Here is an 18,523-nt window from a genome sequence, read left to right as displayed (position 1 = left end):
TCCTAAATAAGCTGGACCACGTCTTCTAATTGTTCATTTTTCGCCCAAGAGCAAATGTTTTTCCGGTGATATTTGTTAGAGTTCAGCCCTTTTAAGTAACAGCCTCCGCAATAGCCGCTGAACGGGCATTTGTCTTTCATGCAATGTTCGCTGAACCGCGGCGCTTGCGCTTGCCACAGTTTATGGACGAGAGGGGAGTTAAAGATGCTTTCATAGGAATCATGAAAAATATTTCCCAATGAAAATTCCTTTGGAAAGAGGGCGCAAGGACGTACTTCGCCGAACGGACTGATCACAATGGACTTCCAGCCAGCGCCGCAATTTGCCGCGCGTTTTCTCTCATAGGGAATAATCGGAATCAGATCTTTAAACTCATCAATCACATGTTGCTCGTATTCCATAAACTTGCGGTGCTGCTCGGCGTCTTTCGTTGGATGGACAATATCCCTGCCTCTTCCGAAATCGTCAACCCAATTGTAAGAAAACGCCTTCGCCCCGAGATCCCGAACCTTTTGGGCCATATCGTGGATTTCCCACATGTTTTTTTCGAAGACAGACATGGCGACTCTGACAAATATACCGTGGTCACTCAACAATTTTATCGTTTTACAAGTTTGGGCAAAAGAGCCTTTTCTCCCTCTAAAGGAGTCATGGACCTCGGAATTGACACTATCAAGAGAAATGCCGACGATGATTTTTTGCTTGTAAGCCTTCAAAAGCTCCAAACTCTCTTTTCGCATGAGTGTTCCGTTTGTTAAGACAGCGACTTTTTTGAACTTTTTACACACATAGTCAAGAATCTCATTGGCATTTGGATGGACAAAAATTTCCCCACCCGTGATTTCGCATGTCAATACACCGTTATCAAACAGCATATCAGCCGTTTTTTTGAATTGCTCAATCGACACGGTGCCGAGCGCTTCAGGTGAGCTTTCCAAATAACAGTGGGCGCATTTCAAATTACAGCGGTGCGTCAGTTCAAAGGTGGCGTGCAGGGGCATCGGAAATTCATTGCTTCCGCTCGTGGTGATTGTATGGCGGCTGGCCCGGTTTCCAAGCTGGATCACCTGCTTGTTCTGGAGCATGTTGAGCATGTCGTAATACCAATCTTTATGGTCTTCCGGTGATTCATCATACACTGCACATTGCTCAGCTAAAATCTGCTCAGCTGTTTTTTGGCCATCCATGCGCATGCAGAGCTCGTAAGCCGTTTTGTTGAGATCCAAATACTCAAAGTCAGAAATGGAGACATTATCGCGCAAGTAGTCGATTTCTAACACGCCACCCTCAGGAAGCTGGTGAACCCTTACACTTTCATTAATAAATGGAAACATCTGCTCTATAAACAAAATACCATCCCCTATACATATGATTCAAATGAAAAACGGTTGTGTATGTATATCCAAGAGGTAGATTTTAGTTAAAAATTGTAATTTACTTAAAAAGGGCATAGTAGAATGACTATGCCCTTTTGGGAGATCCTTACCCCCATAGACCGAATAGACCTGTTGCACCGGCAATTTCAAAATCAGGGATAGGACCGTCCACTAGACAAGCGGCTCCGATCGAGCATGTTGCACAACCTTTGTTTTCTACAATGACAGCTTTTTTCATAATTGAATCCTCCCTTTTTTTGTTTTTCTAGCAGATCTATGTTGTACTTTTATCTTAAAACTATCAAATTACTAATTCAATACATATATTTTGAAAAAAATGTGAAAAGGAAATGATAGATTTCGGAAAAATGTAACATTTCCTAAAGGTAATTAGTGATATGATTTTCTCTTCTATATAAGGAAATGCTTTTTATGAGGTTTATCTTCAAATCTGATGAGCAATGATGGTAAGATAGAAGCAGTTGAAGTTTACAAACCGAATGATTATACTATTCAAGTCAAAGTGGAATGATGAAAAGGACGTGTCAGAATGAAGCAAGAGACACCGATAACACTCCATGTGAAGTCTGTGATCGAGGATGACGGAAACCAAGAAGTCATCGAATTCCGCACCACCGGATTTTACTATGTAAAACAAAATAAAGTGTATCTATCTTATTATGAAGAACACGACTTAGGCAAAGTCAAAACGATTGTGAAAGTAAGCGAAGGCGAAGTCCTGGTCATGAGGTCAGGCGCTGTCAAAATGAATCAGCGTTTCGTAACGGGAGCTTCCACAATTGCTAAATATAAAATGTCATTTGGTGAGCTTGAGCTGAAAACAAGCACAAAATCGATTCAATCTGATCTCGATGAAGAAAAAGGCCGTATCAGCATCGCATATGACATGCATGTCGGAGACGAGCAGGAGCATTTACATAATATGACGATCACGTATGAGGGAGGAACTCACGCATGAACATTGCGGAACAAATGAAGGACGTGCTGAAAGAAGAAATCAAAGCGGCCGTTCTGAAAGCGGGACTGGCTGAAGAAAGCCAGATTCCCAATGTTGTTTTAGAAACACCGAAAGATAAAACACACGGCGACTACTCAACGAATATGGCGATGCAGTTGGCAAGAGTGGCAAAAAAAGCGCCGCGTCAAATCGCTGAAGAGATTGTCGCTCATTTTGATAAAGGAAAGGCTTCGATTGAAAAACTGGATATCGCCGGCCCGGGTTTTATCAATTTCTATATGAACAATCAATATTTAACAAAGCTGATTCCGTCTGTACTGGAAGCAGGGGAAGCATACGGGGAAACGAACATCGGAAACGGTGAACGAGTTCAGGTAGAATTCGTATCAGCGAATCCGACGGGAGACCTTCACCTCGGGCATGCGCGCGGGGCGGCTGTCGGCGATTCCTTGTGCAACGTGCTTTCAAAAGCGGGTTACGATGTAAGCCGCGAATACTACATTAACGATGCGGGAAACCAAATCAACAATCTGGCGCTTTCTGTTGAAGTCCGTTACTTTGAAGCACTCGGATTGGAAAAACCGATGCCGGAGGATGGCTACCGCGGTGAGGATATCATTGCGATCGGAAAGCGTCTCGCTGAGGAATACGGTGATCGTTTCGTTAACGAAGAGGAAAGTGAACGCCTCGCGTTTTTCCGTGAATACGGCCTGAAATACGAGCTGGAAAAGCTTCGCAAGGACTTGGAAAACTTCCGTGTGCCGTTTGATGTGTGGTATTCAGAAACTTCACTGTACCAAAATGGAAAAATCGACAAGGCGCTTGAAGCGCTCCGCGAAAAAGGCCATGTCTATGAAGAAGACGGCGCGACTTGGTTCCGTTCCACGACTTTCGGCGATGATAAAGACCGCGTATTGATCAAGAAGGACGGCACGTACACGTACCTTCTTCCTGATATCGCGTATCATAAGGACAAGCTTGACCGCGGCTTTGATAAGCTGATCAACGTTTGGGGCGCCGATCACCACGGCTACATCCCGCGTATGAAAGCGGCAATCGAAGCGCTGGGCTATGAAAAAGGAACGCTTGAAGTAGAAATCATTCAGCTCGTTCACCTTTACAAAAACGGCGAGAAAATGAAAATGAGCAAACGGACCGGTAAAGCCGTAACGATGCGTGACCTGATTGAAGAAGTCGGCTTGGATGCCGTGCGTTACTTCTTTGCAATGCGAAGTGCAGACACCCATATGGATTTTGACTTAGATCTTGCTGTATCAACATCTAACGAAAACCCTGTGTATTATGCACAATACGCGCATGCCCGTATTTGCAGCATGCTTCGCCAAGGGGAAGAGCAGGGACTTAAACCGGCGGCAGATCTTGATTTCAGCCATATTCAATCAGAAAAAGAATATGATCTGCTGAAAACGATCGGCGGCTTCCCAGAGGCAGTGGCGGAAGCAGCAGAAAAACGAATTCCGCACCGTGTCACAAACTATATTTATGATCTGGCTTCTGCTCTGCACAGCTTCTACAACGCAGAGAAAGTCATCGACCCTGAAAATAAAGAGAAAAGCCGCGCGCGCCTGGCTTTAATGAAGGCAACGCAAATTACGCTGAACAATGCGCTTCAGCTGATCGGCGTATCGGCTCCGGAAAAAATGTAATCACGATCAAAAGGACAAAGTCTTCGGGCTTTGTCCTTTTTTTATGAGAAAAACGTGTGATGTAATTCACAATCCTGTTTGGCGAGTTTTTGTATGATAAGACTGATTATTGAATCATTGAAAGGGGCAAGCCAAATGATCAACCGTCAACACATTCAATTATCGTTACAGTCATTAAGCTTGGTGGCAGGGTTTATGGTTTGGGTGCTGATTTCATCACTCATTTCCCAAATCACATTAGATATTCATTTAAGCAAGGGCGAGATTTCTTTGGTGACGGCGATTCCTGTGATCCTCGGGTCGCTTCTCCGCATTCCTTTAGGGTATTTAACGAACAGGTTTGGCGCGCGGCTCATGTTTATGGTCAGCTTCATCCTGCTTTTATTTCCTGTATTTTGGATCAGTATCGCGGACTCTCTGTTTGATTTAATCGCAGGCGGCTTTTTCTTAGGGATCGGGGGAGCGGTGTTTTCCATTGGAGTGACCTCCCTCCCGAAATATTATCCGAAAGAAAAGCACGGTGTCGTCAATGGGATTTACGGTGCAGGAAATATCGGGACAGCCGTTACGACATTTGCAGCGCCGGTTATCGCTCAAGCCGTCGGGTGGAAATCAACCGTGCAGATGTATCTGGTTTTGCTGGCTGTCTTTGCCTTACTGCACGTTTTGTTCGGCGACAGGCATGAGAAGAAGGTCAAAGTTTCTGTTAAGACTCAAATCAAAGCCGTTTACCGAAATCATGTGCTATGGTTTCTGAGCCTGTTTTATTTTATTACGTTCGGTGCCTTTGTCGCCTTCACTATCTATCTGCCGAACTTTCTGGTGGAGCATTTTGGGCTGAATCCTGCAGATGCCGGCTTGCGGACGGCTGGCTTTATTGCGGTTTCTACGCTGCTCAGGCCTGCGGGCGGATTCCTGGCTGATAAAATGAGCCCGCTCCGCATCTTGATGTTTGTTTTTGCCGGGCTTACATTATCAGGCATTATCCTATCGTTCTCGCCGACAATCGGCCTTTATACGTTTGGATCATTAACCGTGGCCGTCTGCTCAGGCATAGGAAACGGAACTGTTTTTAAACTGGTGCCTTTCTATTTTTCGAAGCAAGCGGGGATTGCCAATGGGATTGTGTCTGCCATGGGCGGATTAGGCGGCTTTTTTCCTCCGCTCATATTGGCGAGTGTATTTCAGGCAACAGGCCAGTACGCGATCGGGTTTATGGCGCTTTCAGAGGTGGCGTTAGCCAGCTTTGTCCTTGTCATATGGATGTATTGGCAGGAAAGAATGAAAACACACACGGAGAGAAACAGCCAGAGCATCAACTAACACTGGGGCATTCACAAGATTGTTAGTTTTTTCTCGATGGGTACAAATCAATTCACGTTACAATAAACACACAACGTGACTTTCTTCGAGGTGAGCTCATGAATTTTCTCTCTGTTCGACCATCTGATAGAGATCTTATATCCAGCGATCTGCATGAATTGCTGGAATCGATCAGCACGAAAAGAAAAATGGAAAAACACACGTATTTGTTTCGAGAAGGAATGGATGCAGAAGAGCTTTATCTGATTCAATCAGGACTCATTGAAATCGGCAAGCTGACATCTGACGGAAAAGACCTGACGCTTAGAATCTGCCAAAAGCATGATATCGTCGGAGAATTAACACTTTTCACTGAAGAACCGAGGTATATGCTCAGTGCAAAAGTGCTAGAGGATGGCGAGGTGCTCGTCATTAATAAAAATAAGCTGGAAAAAGAATTAATCCAAAACGGCGCTTTGACATTTGAGTTCATGAAATGGATGAGCACGCACCTCCGGAAGATTCAGTCCAAAATCAGGGATCTGCTTCTTCATGGCAAAAAGGGGGCGCTCTATTCCACCCTTATCCGCTTATCAAACAGCTACGGAGTGGAGCGAAGCGACGGCATTCTGATTAACATTGTCCTGACAAATCAGGATTTGGCAAAGTTTTGCGCGGCTGCACGGGAAAGCGTCAACCGTATGCTCGGAGATCTCCGCAAAAAAGGGGTTATTTCGATAGACGAATCCGGAAAAATTATTTTGCACAAGCGGGACTATTTACGATGTGAGATTGAGTGTGAAAATTGCCCGCTGGAGATTTGCAATATTGACTGAAAAAACAAGGACAGTGGTGTCCTTGTTTTTTTACCTTGTCATAAAGAGGCACATGACGGCAAGAAAGAAGCAGGCATTCACGATTTCCAGAATGCCAATCGTTTTTACGGGCCAATCCCTTCCATGAAAAAACCATGCCCGCAAGCTGCTCGGGATAAAAGCGAGAAACGCCCATCCTGCTCCGAAAAGAGCGGATAAAAAGGGGAGCAGCAGGTGATACCCCCATGACCAGTATGCAAATGCCCTGTTTTTTCTTTCACGAATCACCGATTTCACATAAAAGGAACTCCCGATAAAAAATAAAGCAGACTGCAAGAAAATAAACCAAGCCCAGCCGTCAAGGGTTCCCATCCCCAGCCAGCAGCTCGCAAACCCGCCCGAACAAAAGAACAAGACACCTGCAACATCATTCAATAAGGCTCGTTCGTTTTTTCTGCGGGCAAAATACATATGTATGAGAAACAGCGGCAGTAAAGAAACGCCCACCCAGATGAGAGGCGGCTTATGAAAGACCGAGATCATCAAAAAGCAGCAGGCGGGAAAACCGTAATAACACATCCACTTTTGATATGGTTTTCTTTGTTTCTTTTTTAAGGCAAGCGTAACGGGATAAACCGCTAAGTATAGTAAAAGCCAGCCTAGGAAGAGCGGAATATGCCAAATAACGGGGCCTCCCTTGACCATGCCGAGTAAAAATGGGATCAGCAGCATCGCCCACGCGCCGTGCTGCTTCGGAATCAGCGCCTTCATCGAAATCCTCCTTTTTTCTTTCATTATAAATGCAGTCACCCTCCTGATAAGTGACATTCATCATACAGGCTGTGAAATACATCACTGCTGTACAGGCTCAGTCGAGCTACACTAAAGCTATCCTTAGCACAGGAGGTTTTCCTATGAATCAGTGTGACTATTTATTATTTCTGAAACAACTTCCTATGTTTAATGAAGTGCCTCTATCCATTGTCGAAACCTTGCTGAAAAACGGCACGTTTATCCGCGGTTCATGTGATCAGTCTCCATCTTTTCTTCATTCTCAATCTGTTTATATTGTATTAAAAGGCAGTGTCCGTTTTATGGACACAAGGCTCCCTGAAGGGTCGAAAACCGTTGCGCTGTGGGAAAAAGGCGATGTGTTTCCGATTGATGAAAAAGGCGGGCTTTATTTATCGCCCTTTATCTCAGTCAATGCCACTTCAGACATTCTGATTCTCAACATCCCATATTACATATTTAAGAAAATGATGTCTTATCATCCGCAGCTGCAAATGAACTTTTTGGCTATGCTTCAGCAAAATGTTTTTTGTTCCTATCAATTATTTTTGCGGTATCTGCATACATCACAGGATGAAAACGCTGAGCCCGGTTCTTAAATAGAGCCGGTTTTTTTGTCTTTGAATGAAAGGCAGCTAATGACCCAAGCGTCCTGCCTGAACGCAGCCTTCCTTCTCCTTTGTGTGGACATTTTGTGAAAAAAGCAGAGTGTGTGACATAGTTCACAAGGAAACGCGCTGTCTCTGTTTATAGTGAACTTAGCATCACCTGACTCGGAAGGAGTGAACTCTCATGAAGAAAAAGAAAAGGAGTCCGTTGTTTAGGAGATTGAATTATTTCTCTCCTATCGAACACCATTCAAATAAACATAGCCAAACCACCCGCGAAGATCGCGATTGGGAGAATGTATACAGAAACAGATGGCAGTACGACAAAGTCGTTCGCTCCACCCACGGCGTTAACTGTACAGGGTCTTGCAGCTGGAATATTTATGTGAAAAACGGAATTGTCACGTGGGAAGGGCAAAATTTGAATTATCCTTCAACAGGCCCGGATATGCCTGATTTTGAACCGAGAGGCTGCCCGCGGGGGGCCAGTTTTTCATGGTATATCTACAGCCCGCTGCGTGTGAAATATCCATACGTGCGCGGTGTACTGATTAATTTATGGCGGGAGGCACTGCAAGAACATCAAAATCCATTGGAAGCCTGGAAATCGATCGTCGAAAACCCTGAAAAAGCGAAGTCCTATAAACAGGCGAGAGGGAAAGGCGGTTTTGTGCGCGCTGAATGGCCGGAGGTGCTGAAGCTGATTTCAGCCTCTCTGCTGTATACAGTGATGAAATACGGGCCTGACAGAAACGTCGGTTTTTCTCCGATTCCGGCCATGTCCATGATCAGCCATGCATCAGGCTCCCGGTTTATGTCGTTAATCGGAGGCCCTATGCTCAGTTTTTATGACTGGTATGCGGATCTTCCTCCGGCATCCCCGCAAATTTGGGGTGACCAGACGGACGTTCCGGAAAGCAGTGATTGGTACAATTCCGGCTATATCATCACATGGGGCTCCAACGTTCCGTTAACGAGAACGCCTGACGCGCATTTTTTGGCGGAGGCCCGCTATAAAGGCGCTAAGGTCATTTCGATCAGTCCGGATTTTGCGGAATCCTCAAAGTTCGCGGATGACTGGCTGAGTATTCGCCAAGGGACTGACGGGGCGCTTGCGATGGCGATGGGTCACGTCATTCTGCAGGAATTTTACGTGAACCAAGAAACTGAACGTTTTATTGAGTACGCGAAGCAATACACTGATTTTCCATTTCTCGTCACCCTGTCAAAAGAAAATGGCGTATACACAGCGGGACGGTTTCTGCATGCGAAGGACATCGGGCGGAAGACAAAGCATGATCAGTGGAAGCCTGCGGTTTGGGATGAACAGACAAGTTCATTTGCCATACCCCAAGGGACAATGGGCTCGCGCTGGGACGGGCAGCAGAAATGGAACCTGCACATGATTGATGAAGAAACCGGGGAACCGATTGAACCCTGTCTCTCTGTGCTGGGAATAGAGGACGAAATCGGCACGGTGCGCATCCCGTATTTTTCAAATGACGGAAACAAAGTGCTCGAGCGGGATCTTCCTATTAAAAAAATGAACCTGAACGGTGAAGAAACGTACATCACGACCGTGTTTGACTTGATATTGGCTAACTACGGCGTGAACCGGGGCATCGGTAAACGATCGGCTGTCTCCTATGATGATCCTGAGCCGTTTACGCCTGCCTGGCAGGAACAAATGACAGGAATCAAAAAAGAAGCTGTCGTTAAGATTGCCAGAGAGTTTGCCCAAAATGCGATCGATACAGACGGCCGGTCCATGATTATCGTAGGGGCCGGCATTAACCACTGGTTCAACTCCGACACGATCTACCGAGCAGTGTTAAATCTTGTTTTACTTGTAGGCGCCCAAGGCGTAAACGGCGGAGGCTGGGCCCATTACGTGGGGCAGGAAAAGCTCCGACCTGCTGAAGGGTGGCAGACGATTGCAACTGCAAAGGACTGGGAGGGCGTGCCCAAGCTGCAAAACGGCACCTCATTTTTCTACTTTGCGACAGATCAGTGGCGTTATGAGGACCAGCCGATCAGTGATTTGGCATCACCGATTGCTGCGTCATCCCGCTACAAGCACCACGCTGATTACAATGTGCTGGCCGCGCGGCTGGGGTGGCTTCCGTCTTACCCGACTTTCAATCAAAATGGCATCGATCTGTATAAAGAAGCTGAAAAAGCAGGGGCAGCAACACCTGAAGACGTTGGTGCGTACGTGGCCTCACAGCTCCAAGAGAAAAAACTGAAATTCGCGATTGAAGATCCTGATAATGAAGTGAATTTTCCAAGAAATCTCTTCGTATGGCGGGCAAATCTGATCTCAAGCTCAGGAAAAGGGCATGAATATTTTCTCAAGCATTTGCTGGGGACGACGAACGGCTTGATGAATGACGACAGCGACAGCATCCGCCCTGAAGAAATCAAATGGCGGGAGCAGGCGCCGGAAGGAAAGCTCGACTTGTTAATCAATCTTGACTTCCGAATGGCCGGTACGGCGCTGTATTCCGATATCGTGCTGCCGGCGGCGACATGGTATGAAAAACACGATCTCAGCAGCACAGATATGCATCCGTTCATTCATCCATTTGCTCCGGCGATCTCAGCTCCGTGGGAATCGAAGTCAGACTGGGATATTTTCAAGGCGCTGTCAAAAGCCGTTTCCGATCTGGCAGAAGAAGTCAATATGGAGCCGGTGAAAGAAGTGGTTGCGACGCCGCTGCTCCACGACACCATGCAGGAATTGGCCCAGCCATTCGGCAAAATCAATGACTGGAGCAAGGGCGAATGTGAAGCCATTCCGGGAAAAACGATGCCGAACATCCAAGTCGTTGAACGGGATTACAAACACATTTTTCATAAAATGACCGCACTCGGTCCTAACGCTGCTTTAAAGCCGAGCGGAACAAAAGGGATGAGCTGGTCAATAGCCGATGAATATGAATCACTCAAACAGAGACTGGGAGAAATCACCTCAGACAGCGTGGCAAAGGGATGTCCAAATATAAGTGAAGCAAAGCAGGCGGCAGAAGCGGTTTTAACCCTATCATCCACTTCGAATGGAAAGGTCGCCGTAAAAGCATGGGAATCACTTGAAAACATCACAAACCTGAAGCTGAAAGACCTGGCGGAAGAACGCGAGGAAGAATGCTTTACGTTCGAACAAATTACAGCCCAGCCGAAAACGGTGATCACGTCTCCGGCGTTTTCCGGCTCTGAAAAAGGAGGGCGCAGGTATTCGCCGTTTACAACAAATGTTGAAAAATTAATTCCGTGGCGGACGCTGACAGGCAGACAATCCTATTATGTCGATCATGAACTGATGATGGAATTCGGTGAAACGATGGCGACATTCAAACCGATCCTCCAGCATCGCCCGTTTCTGAGCAAGCGGCCTGATCAAGAGGGAAAAGAAATCGTCCTCAATTATTTGACGCCGCATAATAAATGGTCTGTCCACAGCATGTATTTTGATTCTCTGCCGATGCTGACGCTGTTCCGCGGCGGGCCGACCGTGTGGATGAATAAAGATGATGCAGAGGACACGGATATCAAAGACAACGATTGGATTGAATGCTTTAACCGAAACGGTGTTGTCGTCGCGAGAGCCGTTTTGTCTCATCGGATTCCTAAAGGAATGGCGTTTATGCACCATGCCCAGGACCGCCACATCAACGTGCCCGGCACAAAGCTGACGAATAACCGCGGAGGCACCCATAACAGCCCGACAAGGATTCACGTCAAGCCGACACAGATGATCGGTGGCTACGCCCAGCTCAGCTACGGCTTTAATTATTACGGTCCAACGGGGAATCAGCGCGACCTGAACGTCGTCATCCGCAAGCTGAAGGAGGTCGATTGGCTTGAAGATTAAAGCGCAAATCGGTATGGTCATGAACTTGGATAAATGCATCGGCTGCCACACGTGCAGCGTCACCTGCAAAAACACGTGGACAAACCGTTCCGGTGCGGAATATATGTACTTCAATAATGTAGAAACAAAGCCGGGCATCGGCTACCCGAAGCAATGGGAGGACCAGGACAAATATAAAGGCGGCTGGACATTGAAAAAAGGAAAGCTCGAGCTGAAATCGGGCTCGAAAACCAATCGGCTTGCAGGCCTTTTCTATAATCCGAATCAGCCGTCGATTGATGATTACTATGAGCCCTGGAACTATGATTATGAAACATTAACGAACAGCCCGCAGAAAAAACACCAGCCGGTAGCACGCCCGAAATCGTCCTTAACGGGGGATTTTATGAATATCGAATGGGGACCGAACTGGGAGGATGATCTCGCGGGCGGCCACATAACGGGACTTGAAGATCCCAACGTACAAAAGATGGAGGAATCGATCAAAACAGAATTCGATGAGGTCTTTATGATGTATTTGCCCCGTATTTGCGAGCACTGCATCAACCCGGCGTGCGTCTCATCCTGTCCATCCGGCGCCATGTACAAACGCGAGGAGGACGGCATTGTGCTTGTGGATCAAAACGCATGCCGTTCATGGAGATATTGCGTCTCATCCTGTCCTTATAAAAAAGTCTATTTTAACTGGCAAACGAACAAAGCGGAAAAATGCACACTCTGCTTTCCGCGTTTGGAGGCGGGACTGCCAACCATCTGCTCTGAGACGTGTGTTGGCAGAATCCGCTACCTCGGCGTCATGCTGTATGACGCGGACAAAGTGGAGGAAGCGGCATCTGTTGAAAATGAAAAGGATCTCTACCATTCCCAATTGGACGTTTTTCTTGATCCAAATGATCCTGAGGTTGCCAAGCTGGCAAAAGAACAAGGCATTCCGGCTGAATGGATAGAGGCTGCGCAGCAATCGCCGATCTATAAAATGATCATTGACTGGAAGATTGCGCTGCCGCTTCATCCTGAGTACCGCACGCTGCCAATGGTGTGGTACATTCCGCCGCTCAGCCCAATTATGAATCTCTTTGAAGGAAAAGGCAGCCGGCAATCCGCAGAAGATATTTTTCCGGCTATCGACCAAATGAGAATCCCGATAGATTATTTGGCGCAGCTGTTAACAGCCGGTGATACGGATCATATTCGGTCAACGTTAAAGAAAATGTCTGTCATGCGCCAGTATATGAGAGCGATCCAGACGAATAAATCAATCGACCCGGAACTGATCTCCAGTGTCGGCTTAACAGAACAGCAAATTGAAGATATGTATCGGCTGCTTGCGATTGCCAAATATGATGACCGCTTTGTGATACCGAGCAGTCATCGAGAAGAAGTTTCAGATTTATATGCTGAACAAGGGAGCTGCGGCTTATCATTTTCAGGCGGCCCCGGCTCCTGTTTCTAACTTTTGATAAATGAGGTGTAACAAGATGAACACCACAGACCGGCAAATGACGTTCTCCACTCTTTCCACTCTTCTCTCTTATCCGGATGAAGAGTGGAGAGCCGAGATTCCCGATTGGAAGGCTCTTATCCATGAAATCAGCAACCGGCAAATCCGGGAGAAGCTGCTGCACTTTTTCGAAGCGTCAGCCAGCTTTTCACCGGAAGCGCTGATTGAACACTATGTCTATACATTCGACTTTGGGAAAAAAACAAATATGTATGTCACCTACTTTAACTCGGGCGAGCAAAGGGAACGCGGCGTTGAATTGCTGCATTTAAAAAACACATACGAGCAATCCGGTTTCCTGCCGACAGAGAAAGAGCTGCCTGATTATCTGCCGCTGATGCTGGAATTTGCTGCGGCTGCAGAAATTGAAGCAGCGAGAAGCGTGTTTGAGAAATATCTGTCCAATGTGAGGGAGCTGGCATCCCGTCTCGAAAAAAATGACAGTATATACGCTGAACTGCTGCACGTGCTGCTGGCCGCGCTTGAAAACATTGGCGTACGTGAAAGCGTTGAAGGGGCTGTTCAGGCATGAGCGGGCAGATTCTCTGGGGTATTATGCCATACATTGTATTGACAATCTTTATCGGCGGCCATATTTACCGCTATCAGCATGACCAATTTGGCTGGACGGCGAAATCAAGCGAGATGTTAGAAAAGAAAAAACTCGCCGCGGGCAGCACACTTTTTCACTGGGGACTGCTGTGCGTTGTCGGCGGGCATGTCATGGGGATTCTGATCCCGGAAGGCGTGTATGCTTCCCTTGGCATTTCAGAGCATATGTATCACAAAATGGCGATTGGCGCTGGCTTGCCGGCGGGCATTGCGGCATGTACCGGACTTGTCATCCTGACGTACAGAAGGCTGTTTGACAAAAGAATCCGCAAAACGAGCTCGCCATCCGATATCCTTACGCTGCTCCTGCTGCTGTTCATGATGCTGTCGGGCGTTGCGGCCACGTTTCTCAACATTGATTCGAAAGGATTTGATTACCGGACCACAGTCGGGCCCTGGTTCAGGGAAATCGTTTTGTTCCGGCCTGACGCCTCTTTGATGGAGAGTGTCCCGCTATGGTTTAAGTTTCATATTGTGATAGGATACGTCGTTTTTATCCTGTGGCCGTTTACAAGATTGGTTCATGTGTTCAGTCTGCCGCTCAAGTATCTGACCCGCAGCTACGTTGTATATCGGAAACGCTCGTGAAAATCCCCCTTGAAGAGGGGGATTTTTTTATCTTGATGAAAACATAAGATATCTTCTGAAAAGGTAATGGCTGGGCGGCCGGGAATCCTGTTGTGTTTGTATTTGGAAATAACATCAAGAATAAAACGGATTTTACTCATTTTAAACCGGCGGAACAGCAGATTATGACTCAGCCTGACTAACTCCTTATTTTCTTTCTGATCAATATCCCGTTTTATATATTTTCTCTCATCAGAATGGGTATCAAATTTACTCTATCCACCGTATTTGCAGTCACAGCGCCGCCTTCTTTTCGGCGCTTGCCGGAGTGCTGAGCGGGTTCAGCTTGCCGCTCATGTTGTAGCATCAGGCTTTACTTGGCGTTGCCATCTTGCTTTATTTCTGCAGAAACGATGCGGATGAATTCCGTGACAGTTAGTTTTCTCTAAACCTCTCCTCTTTTGGCGGAGAGGTTTTTTACTTACAAGGTTTATCGATTAGAAAAAAGAGGTAATACAGAGGTAATTGAATCAGATTGGAGAGAATCAGGATGCTGAAAAGGAGACTGGAATTTTTCTTTTTATATATGATGCTCATCGGGGCATATGTCATTTGGTTTTTTCCGGTTTCCAGGCTTGAGTTTTACGGAGGATTGCTTTGCTATATAAGCATTATTTTGTTCAGCATCTATTCATTAATTCTTGAAAACCGCACCTCGCAGCACACGCTGCTATGGATCCATATTCTTGTCTTTTTTCCAATTGTCGGCTACGTGTTTTATCTGTTTTCGGGACAGCTTTATGTAAAGGGAAAGCTGTTTAAGACAAAACGAATGTACAACAGGGAAAAGCTCAGGAAGCTGTTTGACAAGGAGGAAACGCCCGAAGTGACAGGGCTGAAGGACAATCAAGAGAGGTTCTTTACATATTCCATCAGGGCTGCCCATATGAATATCAATACGAAAAGCAACATCAAAGTGCTGAAAAACGGCGAAGAAACCTTCCCGGACATTTTCAAAGCAATGAGAAAAGCGGAATCTTACATACATATTGAATACTACATGTTTAAATCAGACATGCTCGGACGCGGCATGATGGATATTATGATGGAGAAAGCGCGCCAGGGTGTCGAGGTGAGGTTTTTATACGATGCGGCAGGAAGCATGAAGCTAGCAAGAAGAGATATTATGAGAATGAAACAAGCGGGGGTGGACATCGTCCCGTTTTCTCCGCTGAAATACGGGTTTTTCAACCAGAAGCTGAATTTCAGAAATCACCGGAAAATCGTGATCATCGATGGGAAAACCGGTTTTGTGGGTGGATTAAATGTTGGGAAGGAATATATCAGCAGAGATCCGTACATCGGATTTTGGAGAGATACACACCTGCGGCTTGAGGGGGAAATTGTGCAAACGCTCCACGCTATCTTTATGCTGGATTGGGAATACGTCTCCAATGAAGTGTTAATTGATCAAGAGGAGTACAATACCCCGGTTCCCGTGGAAGGAGGAGGCATTTATCAAATTGTCGCGACAGGCCCTGACATGAAGGAAAGCATGAGCGATCTTTATTATGAAATGATTTCTTCAGCGCAGAAATCAATATGGATCGCCACGCCCTATTTTGTCCCCAATGAATCCATTCGCACGGCGCTAAAAGCAGCGGCGACAAAGGGGGTAGAGGTAAGGGTTATGGTGCCGGAGAAGAACGACAGCTTTTTGACCCAATACGCGTCGAGGTCCTATTTCCCGGAGCTGCTCCTTGAGGGCATTGAAGTGTACTCCTACCAAAAAGGCTTCATGCATCAAAAAGTCATGATCATTGATGGCGATCTCGCCTCCGTCGGTACCGCGAATATGGACATGCGCAGCTTTCAGCTCAACTTTGAAGTGAATGTGTTCTTCACGGATGCCGAAGCGATCCGAACCCTTGAGGCCCATTTTGAAGAAGATATGCAGGAAAGTGAAAAGCTCAGCCCTGTCGGCTTTTATAAAAGAGGCGTGGCTGACCGGACAAAAGAGTCATTTGCCCGCCTGTTTTCAGGTGTTCTGTAAGAAAAAAGAAATCTGATCTTTCAAAACAGCCCGTGTATAGTATAATTGAGAAATATTATCAGTTATTTATACATTGGGGGAAGATAGGGTGCTGCGGCAATTTTTTTCATATTATAAACCATATAAAACGTTGTTCTTTCTCGACTTTTTCTCAGCGATCGCGGGAGGTTTAATGGAGCTGAGTTTTCCTTTGATCGTCAATTATTTTATTGATACCTTGCTGCCGGGCAGGGACTGGGGACTTATCATCGCGACCTCAATCGGGTTATTTGCGGTGTACGCGCTCAGCTCGGCTCTTCAGTATATCGTGACCTACTGGGGACACATGCTTGGTATCAATATTGAGACTGATATGAGAAAGTCGCTTTTTGACCATTTGCAAAAGCTCTCGTTCAAATTTTACGACAACAACAAGACGGGAACGCTGATGTCGAAGCTCACGAACGATTTAATGTATATCGGTGAAGTCGCCCATCACGGTCCGGAAGACTTATTCATTGCGGTCATGACCATTCTCGGGGCGTTCGGAGTGATGCTGTTTATTAACTGGCAGCTTGCTTTATTAACGTTTATCATTATGCCGATCGTCATTTGGCTAGCGCTTTATTTCAACAAAAAAATGACCAAAGCATTTACCACGCTGAACAAGGATATCGGAGACTTCAGCGCGCGTGTAGAAAATAACATCGGCGGCATCCGGCTTGTGCAGGCGTTCGGAAATGAAGCGTTTGAAAAAGAACGTTTCGCCGTCAATAACCAGCGTTTTCGTGTCACAAAGCTTTCTTCCTACAAAATCATGGCGAAAAACGGTTCAATCAGCTATATGCTGACCCGGTTTGTCACGCTGTTTGTCCTTTTGTGCGGGACGTGGTTTGTCATTCGCGGCTCCTTATCGTACGGGGAATTTGTGGCGTTTGTGCTCCTGACGAATGTGCTGTTCAGGCCTATTGACAAAATTAATGCCATTATCGAAATGTATCCGAGGGGGATCGCGGGTTTCAAAAGCTATATGGAGCTCATGGAGACAGAGCCGGATATTCAGGACTCGCCTGATGCGAAAGATGTTTCCGGCCTGAAGGGCAATATCCGCTATAAACATGTTTCGTTTGGCTATGATGACCATCACAATGTCCTCAATGACATCAACCTATCCATTCAAGCGGGGGAAACGGTGGCGTTCGTCGGTCCGTCAGGTGCGGGGAAATCAACGCTTTGCAGTCTGCTTCCGCGTTTTTATGAAGCATCAGAGGGCGACATTACGATTGACGGCATCAGTATAAAAGACATGACGCTTTCTTCGTTGCGCGGGCAGATTGGAGTCGTGCAGCAGGACGTTTTCTTATTCTCGGGCACGCTTAGAGAAAATATCGCCTACGGCCGACTAGGCGCATCAGAAGAAGACATTTGGCAAGCTGTGAAGCAGGCGCATCTGGAAGAGCTCGTCCATAACATGCCCGATGGGTTGAATACTATGATTGGCGAACGCGGCGTGAAGCTTTCCGGCGGGCAAAAACAGCGTCTGTCAATTGCAAGGATGTTCTTGAAAAATCCGTCGATCTTGATTCTCGACGAAGCCACCTCAGCTCTTGATACAGAGACGGAAGCGGCGATCCAAAAGGCGCTTCAAGAGTTGTCTGAGGGGCGCACGACGCTTGTCATCGCCCACAGGCTGGCGACGATCAAAGACGCGGACAGAATTGTAGTCGTCACAAACAACGGTATTGAAGAACAAGGCCGTCATCAAGACCTGATCGAAGCCGGAGGCCTATACAGCAGGCTGCATCAAGCGCAATTCGGGCAAATGGTGCATCGATAGGAGGAGAACATGGAAAGAAAAACTGTGCTGTACATTGCTGTTTCATTGGACTGGATGATCGCAAAAGAAGATGGAAGCATCGATTGGCTGGATGAATTTGAAGGTGAAGGTGACAACGGCTACAGTGATTTTTATCAGACTGTTGATACAGTCATTCTAGGGCGGAGCACATATGAGCACGTTAAAGTGCTAACACCGGTTTTCCCGTATCAGGATAAAACCTGCTATGTTTTTACAGGATCGCCCGACAGTTATCAAGATGAACATGTGACGTTTATCAATGAGGGAGCCAGAGCCTTCACTGCCCGTTTGAAACAGGAAAAAGGCTCAAACATCTGGATAGCTGGCGGGGCAGAGCTTGTGAATGCCTTTATGAAAGAAGATGCCATCGACGAATTCATCATCACTGTTATTCCCGTCGTTTTAGGAAGCGGCATCCCGCTGTTTCACGAACTAACAAATGAAACAAAACTGCGGTTAAAAGGGACAAAACAATTTGGACAAGCGGTTCAGCTCCATTATGTAAGAGCATAAGAAAAAGGATAGACAGATGTCTATCCTTTT

16 protein-coding genes and 1 pseudogene are annotated in these 18,523 nt (G+C 46.5%); 13 read left to right on the top strand and 4 right to left on the bottom strand.

What is annotated here, in order from left to right; genetic code table 11:
- Nucleotides 1-2: 2 nt before the first annotated feature.
- From albA to sboA, 3 genes are read right to left on the bottom strand one after another with little or no spacing between them, the layout of a single operon-like run.
- Nucleotides 3-1,349 (bottom strand): subtilosin maturase AlbA, encoded by a 1,347-nt coding sequence (albA, locus tag SB658_RS14035; RefSeq protein ID WP_144500478.1) that lies wholly within the window; start codon nt 1,347-1,349, stop codon nt 3-5.
- A 24-nt stretch (nt 1,350-1,373) separates the two neighbouring features.
- Nucleotides 1,374-1,526, bottom strand: coding sequence for a bacteriocin-like protein SboX (gene sboX, locus SB658_RS14030; RefSeq protein WP_010886632.1), 153 nt, complete (start codon nt 1,524-1,526; stop codon nt 1,374-1,376).
- On the bottom strand, nt 1,483-1,614 hold the full coding sequence (gene sboA, locus SB658_RS14025; RefSeq protein WP_003222002.1) for a subtilosin A: 132 nt from the start codon (nt 1,612-1,614) through the stop codon (nt 1,483-1,485). The genes sboX and sboA overlap by 44 nt, the downstream gene beginning before the upstream one ends.
- Before the next feature lie 312 nt (nt 1,615-1,926).
- Here sboA and SB658_RS14020 point away from each other — a divergent pair, with 312 nt between their 5' ends.
- From SB658_RS14020 to fnr, 4 genes are all read left to right on the top strand, one after another.
- Nucleotides 1,927-2,355 carry a YwiB family protein gene (locus SB658_RS14020; protein ID WP_003243604.1) on the top strand — a complete coding sequence of 143 codons (429 nt, stop codon included), beginning with the start codon at nt 1,927-1,929 and terminating at the stop codon, nt 2,353-2,355.
- Nucleotides 2,352-4,022 (top strand): arginine--tRNA ligase, encoded by a 1,671-nt coding sequence (gene argS / locus SB658_RS14015; RefSeq protein WP_029726075.1) that lies wholly within the window; start codon nt 2,352-2,354, stop codon nt 4,020-4,022. The genes SB658_RS14020 and argS overlap by 4 nt, the downstream gene beginning before the upstream one ends.
- Nucleotides 4,023-4,157: 135 nt before the next feature.
- Nucleotides 4,158-5,345, top strand: a complete 1,188-nt coding sequence (gene narK, locus SB658_RS14010; protein ID WP_014478287.1) for a nitrate transporter NarK — start codon at nt 4,158-4,160, stop codon at nt 5,343-5,345.
- A gap of 98 nt (nt 5,346-5,443) precedes the next feature.
- A complete protein-coding gene (gene fnr, locus SB658_RS14005; RefSeq protein ID WP_086344437.1) occupies nt 5,444-6,160 on the top strand; it encodes a fumarate/nitrate reduction transcriptional regulator Fnr in 717 nt (238 codons plus the stop codon).
- A 30-nt stretch (nt 6,161-6,190) separates the two neighbouring features.
- Here fnr and SB658_RS14000 read toward each other — a convergent pair whose 3' ends face one another.
- Nucleotides 6,191-6,910 (bottom strand): YwiC-like family protein, encoded by a 720-nt coding sequence (locus SB658_RS14000; protein WP_144500479.1) that lies wholly within the window; start codon nt 6,908-6,910, stop codon nt 6,191-6,193.
- Between the two features lie 143 nt (nt 6,911-7,053).
- Between SB658_RS14000 and arfM the strand changes: the two genes are divergently transcribed.
- The 9 genes and pseudogenes from arfM to SB658_RS13955 all read left to right on the top strand — a co-directional run bounded on the left by arfM (nt 7,054) and on the right by SB658_RS13955 (nt 18,493).
- The gene (gene arfM, locus SB658_RS13995) at nt 7,054-7,530 is read left to right on the top strand and encodes a Crp/Fnr family transcriptional regulator ArfM (protein WP_003243032.1); all 477 of its coding nucleotides are present in this window, start codon (nt 7,054-7,056) and stop codon (nt 7,528-7,530) included.
- A 193-nt stretch (nt 7,531-7,723) separates the two neighbouring features.
- On the top strand, nt 7,724-11,410 hold the full coding sequence (locus tag SB658_RS13990; RefSeq protein ID WP_410601780.1) for a nitrate reductase subunit alpha: 3,687 nt from the start codon (nt 7,724-7,726) through the stop codon (nt 11,408-11,410).
- A complete protein-coding gene (gene narH, locus SB658_RS13985) occupies nt 11,400-12,863 on the top strand; it encodes a nitrate reductase subunit beta (RefSeq protein ID WP_014481212.1) in 1,464 nt (487 codons plus the stop codon). The genes SB658_RS13990 and narH overlap by 11 nt, the downstream gene beginning before the upstream one ends.
- 25 nt (nt 12,864-12,888) lie before the next feature.
- Entirely contained in the window at nt 12,889-13,443 is a 555-nt protein-coding gene (gene narJ, locus SB658_RS13980) for a nitrate reductase molybdenum cofactor assembly chaperone (RefSeq protein ID WP_144500482.1), read from the top strand.
- Complete coding sequence (gene narI / locus SB658_RS13975; protein WP_003227587.1) at nt 13,440-14,111, top strand: respiratory nitrate reductase subunit gamma; 672 nt, start codon at nt 13,440-13,442, stop codon at nt 14,109-14,111. The genes narJ and narI overlap by 4 nt, the downstream gene beginning before the upstream one ends.
- Before the next feature lie 185 nt (nt 14,112-14,296).
- Nucleotides 14,297-14,451: pseudogene (locus SB658_RS13970) on the top strand (YitT family protein); the annotation flags it as partial.
- A gap of 189 nt (nt 14,452-14,640) precedes the next feature.
- A complete protein-coding gene (gene cls, locus SB658_RS13965) occupies nt 14,641-16,143 on the top strand; it encodes a cardiolipin synthase (protein ID WP_003242612.1) in 1,503 nt (500 codons plus the stop codon).
- Between the two features lie 88 nt (nt 16,144-16,231).
- Nucleotides 16,232-17,959, top strand: a complete 1,728-nt coding sequence (locus SB658_RS13960; protein WP_029726071.1) for an ABC transporter ATP-binding protein — start codon at nt 16,232-16,234, stop codon at nt 17,957-17,959.
- Nucleotides 17,960-17,968: 9 nt separating this feature from the next.
- Nucleotides 17,969-18,493: a dihydrofolate reductase family protein gene (locus SB658_RS13955; RefSeq protein WP_029726070.1), complete on the top strand. Its 525-nt coding sequence runs from the start codon at nt 17,969-17,971 to the stop codon at nt 18,491-18,493.
- The last annotated feature ends 30 nt before the right edge of the window (nt 18,494-18,523 follow it).

Origin of the sequence: Bacillus sp. SIMBA_008, assembly GCF_046535495.1 — a bacterium.
In the GTDB taxonomy this organism is placed as follows: Bacteria; Bacillota; Bacilli; order Bacillales; family Bacillaceae; genus Bacillus; species Bacillus subtilis.
Note: the sequence above shows the minus strand (reverse complement) of the source record. Positions and strands in the feature narration are given on the sequence as shown.

Excerpts from the sequence above, each read along its gene's own strand:
- narK (WP_014478287.1), top strand. The coding sequence starts at position 4,158 with ATGATCAACCGTCAACACATTCAATTATCGTTACAGTCATTAAGCTTG.
- sboA (WP_003222002.1), bottom strand. The coding sequence starts at position 1,614 with ATGAAAAAAGCTGTCATTGTAGAAAACAAAGGTTGTGCAACATGCTCG.
- cls (WP_003242612.1), top strand. The coding sequence starts at position 14,641 with ATGCTGAAAAGGAGACTGGAATTTTTCTTTTTATATATGATGCTCATC.
- SB658_RS14020 (WP_003243604.1), top strand. The coding sequence starts at position 1,927 with ATGAAGCAAGAGACACCGATAACACTCCATGTGAAGTCTGTGATCGAG.
- arfM (WP_003243032.1), top strand. The coding sequence starts at position 7,054 with ATGAATCAGTGTGACTATTTATTATTTCTGAAACAACTTCCTATGTTT.
- argS (WP_029726075.1), top strand. The coding sequence starts at position 2,352 with ATGAACATTGCGGAACAAATGAAGGACGTGCTGAAAGAAGAAATCAAA.
- narI (WP_003227587.1), top strand. The coding sequence starts at position 13,440 with ATGAGCGGGCAGATTCTCTGGGGTATTATGCCATACATTGTATTGACA.
- SB658_RS13990 (WP_410601780.1), top strand. The coding sequence starts at position 7,724 with ATGAAGAAAAAGAAAAGGAGTCCGTTGTTTAGGAGATTGAATTATTTC.
- SB658_RS14000 (WP_144500479.1), bottom strand. The coding sequence starts at position 6,910 with ATGAAGGCGCTGATTCCGAAGCAGCACGGCGCGTGGGCGATGCTGCTG.
- SB658_RS13955 (WP_029726070.1), top strand. The coding sequence starts at position 17,969 with ATGGAAAGAAAAACTGTGCTGTACATTGCTGTTTCATTGGACTGGATG.
- narJ (WP_144500482.1), top strand. The coding sequence starts at position 12,889 with ATGAACACCACAGACCGGCAAATGACGTTCTCCACTCTTTCCACTCTT.
- fnr (WP_086344437.1), top strand. The coding sequence starts at position 5,444 with ATGAATTTTCTCTCTGTTCGACCATCTGATAGAGATCTTATATCCAGC.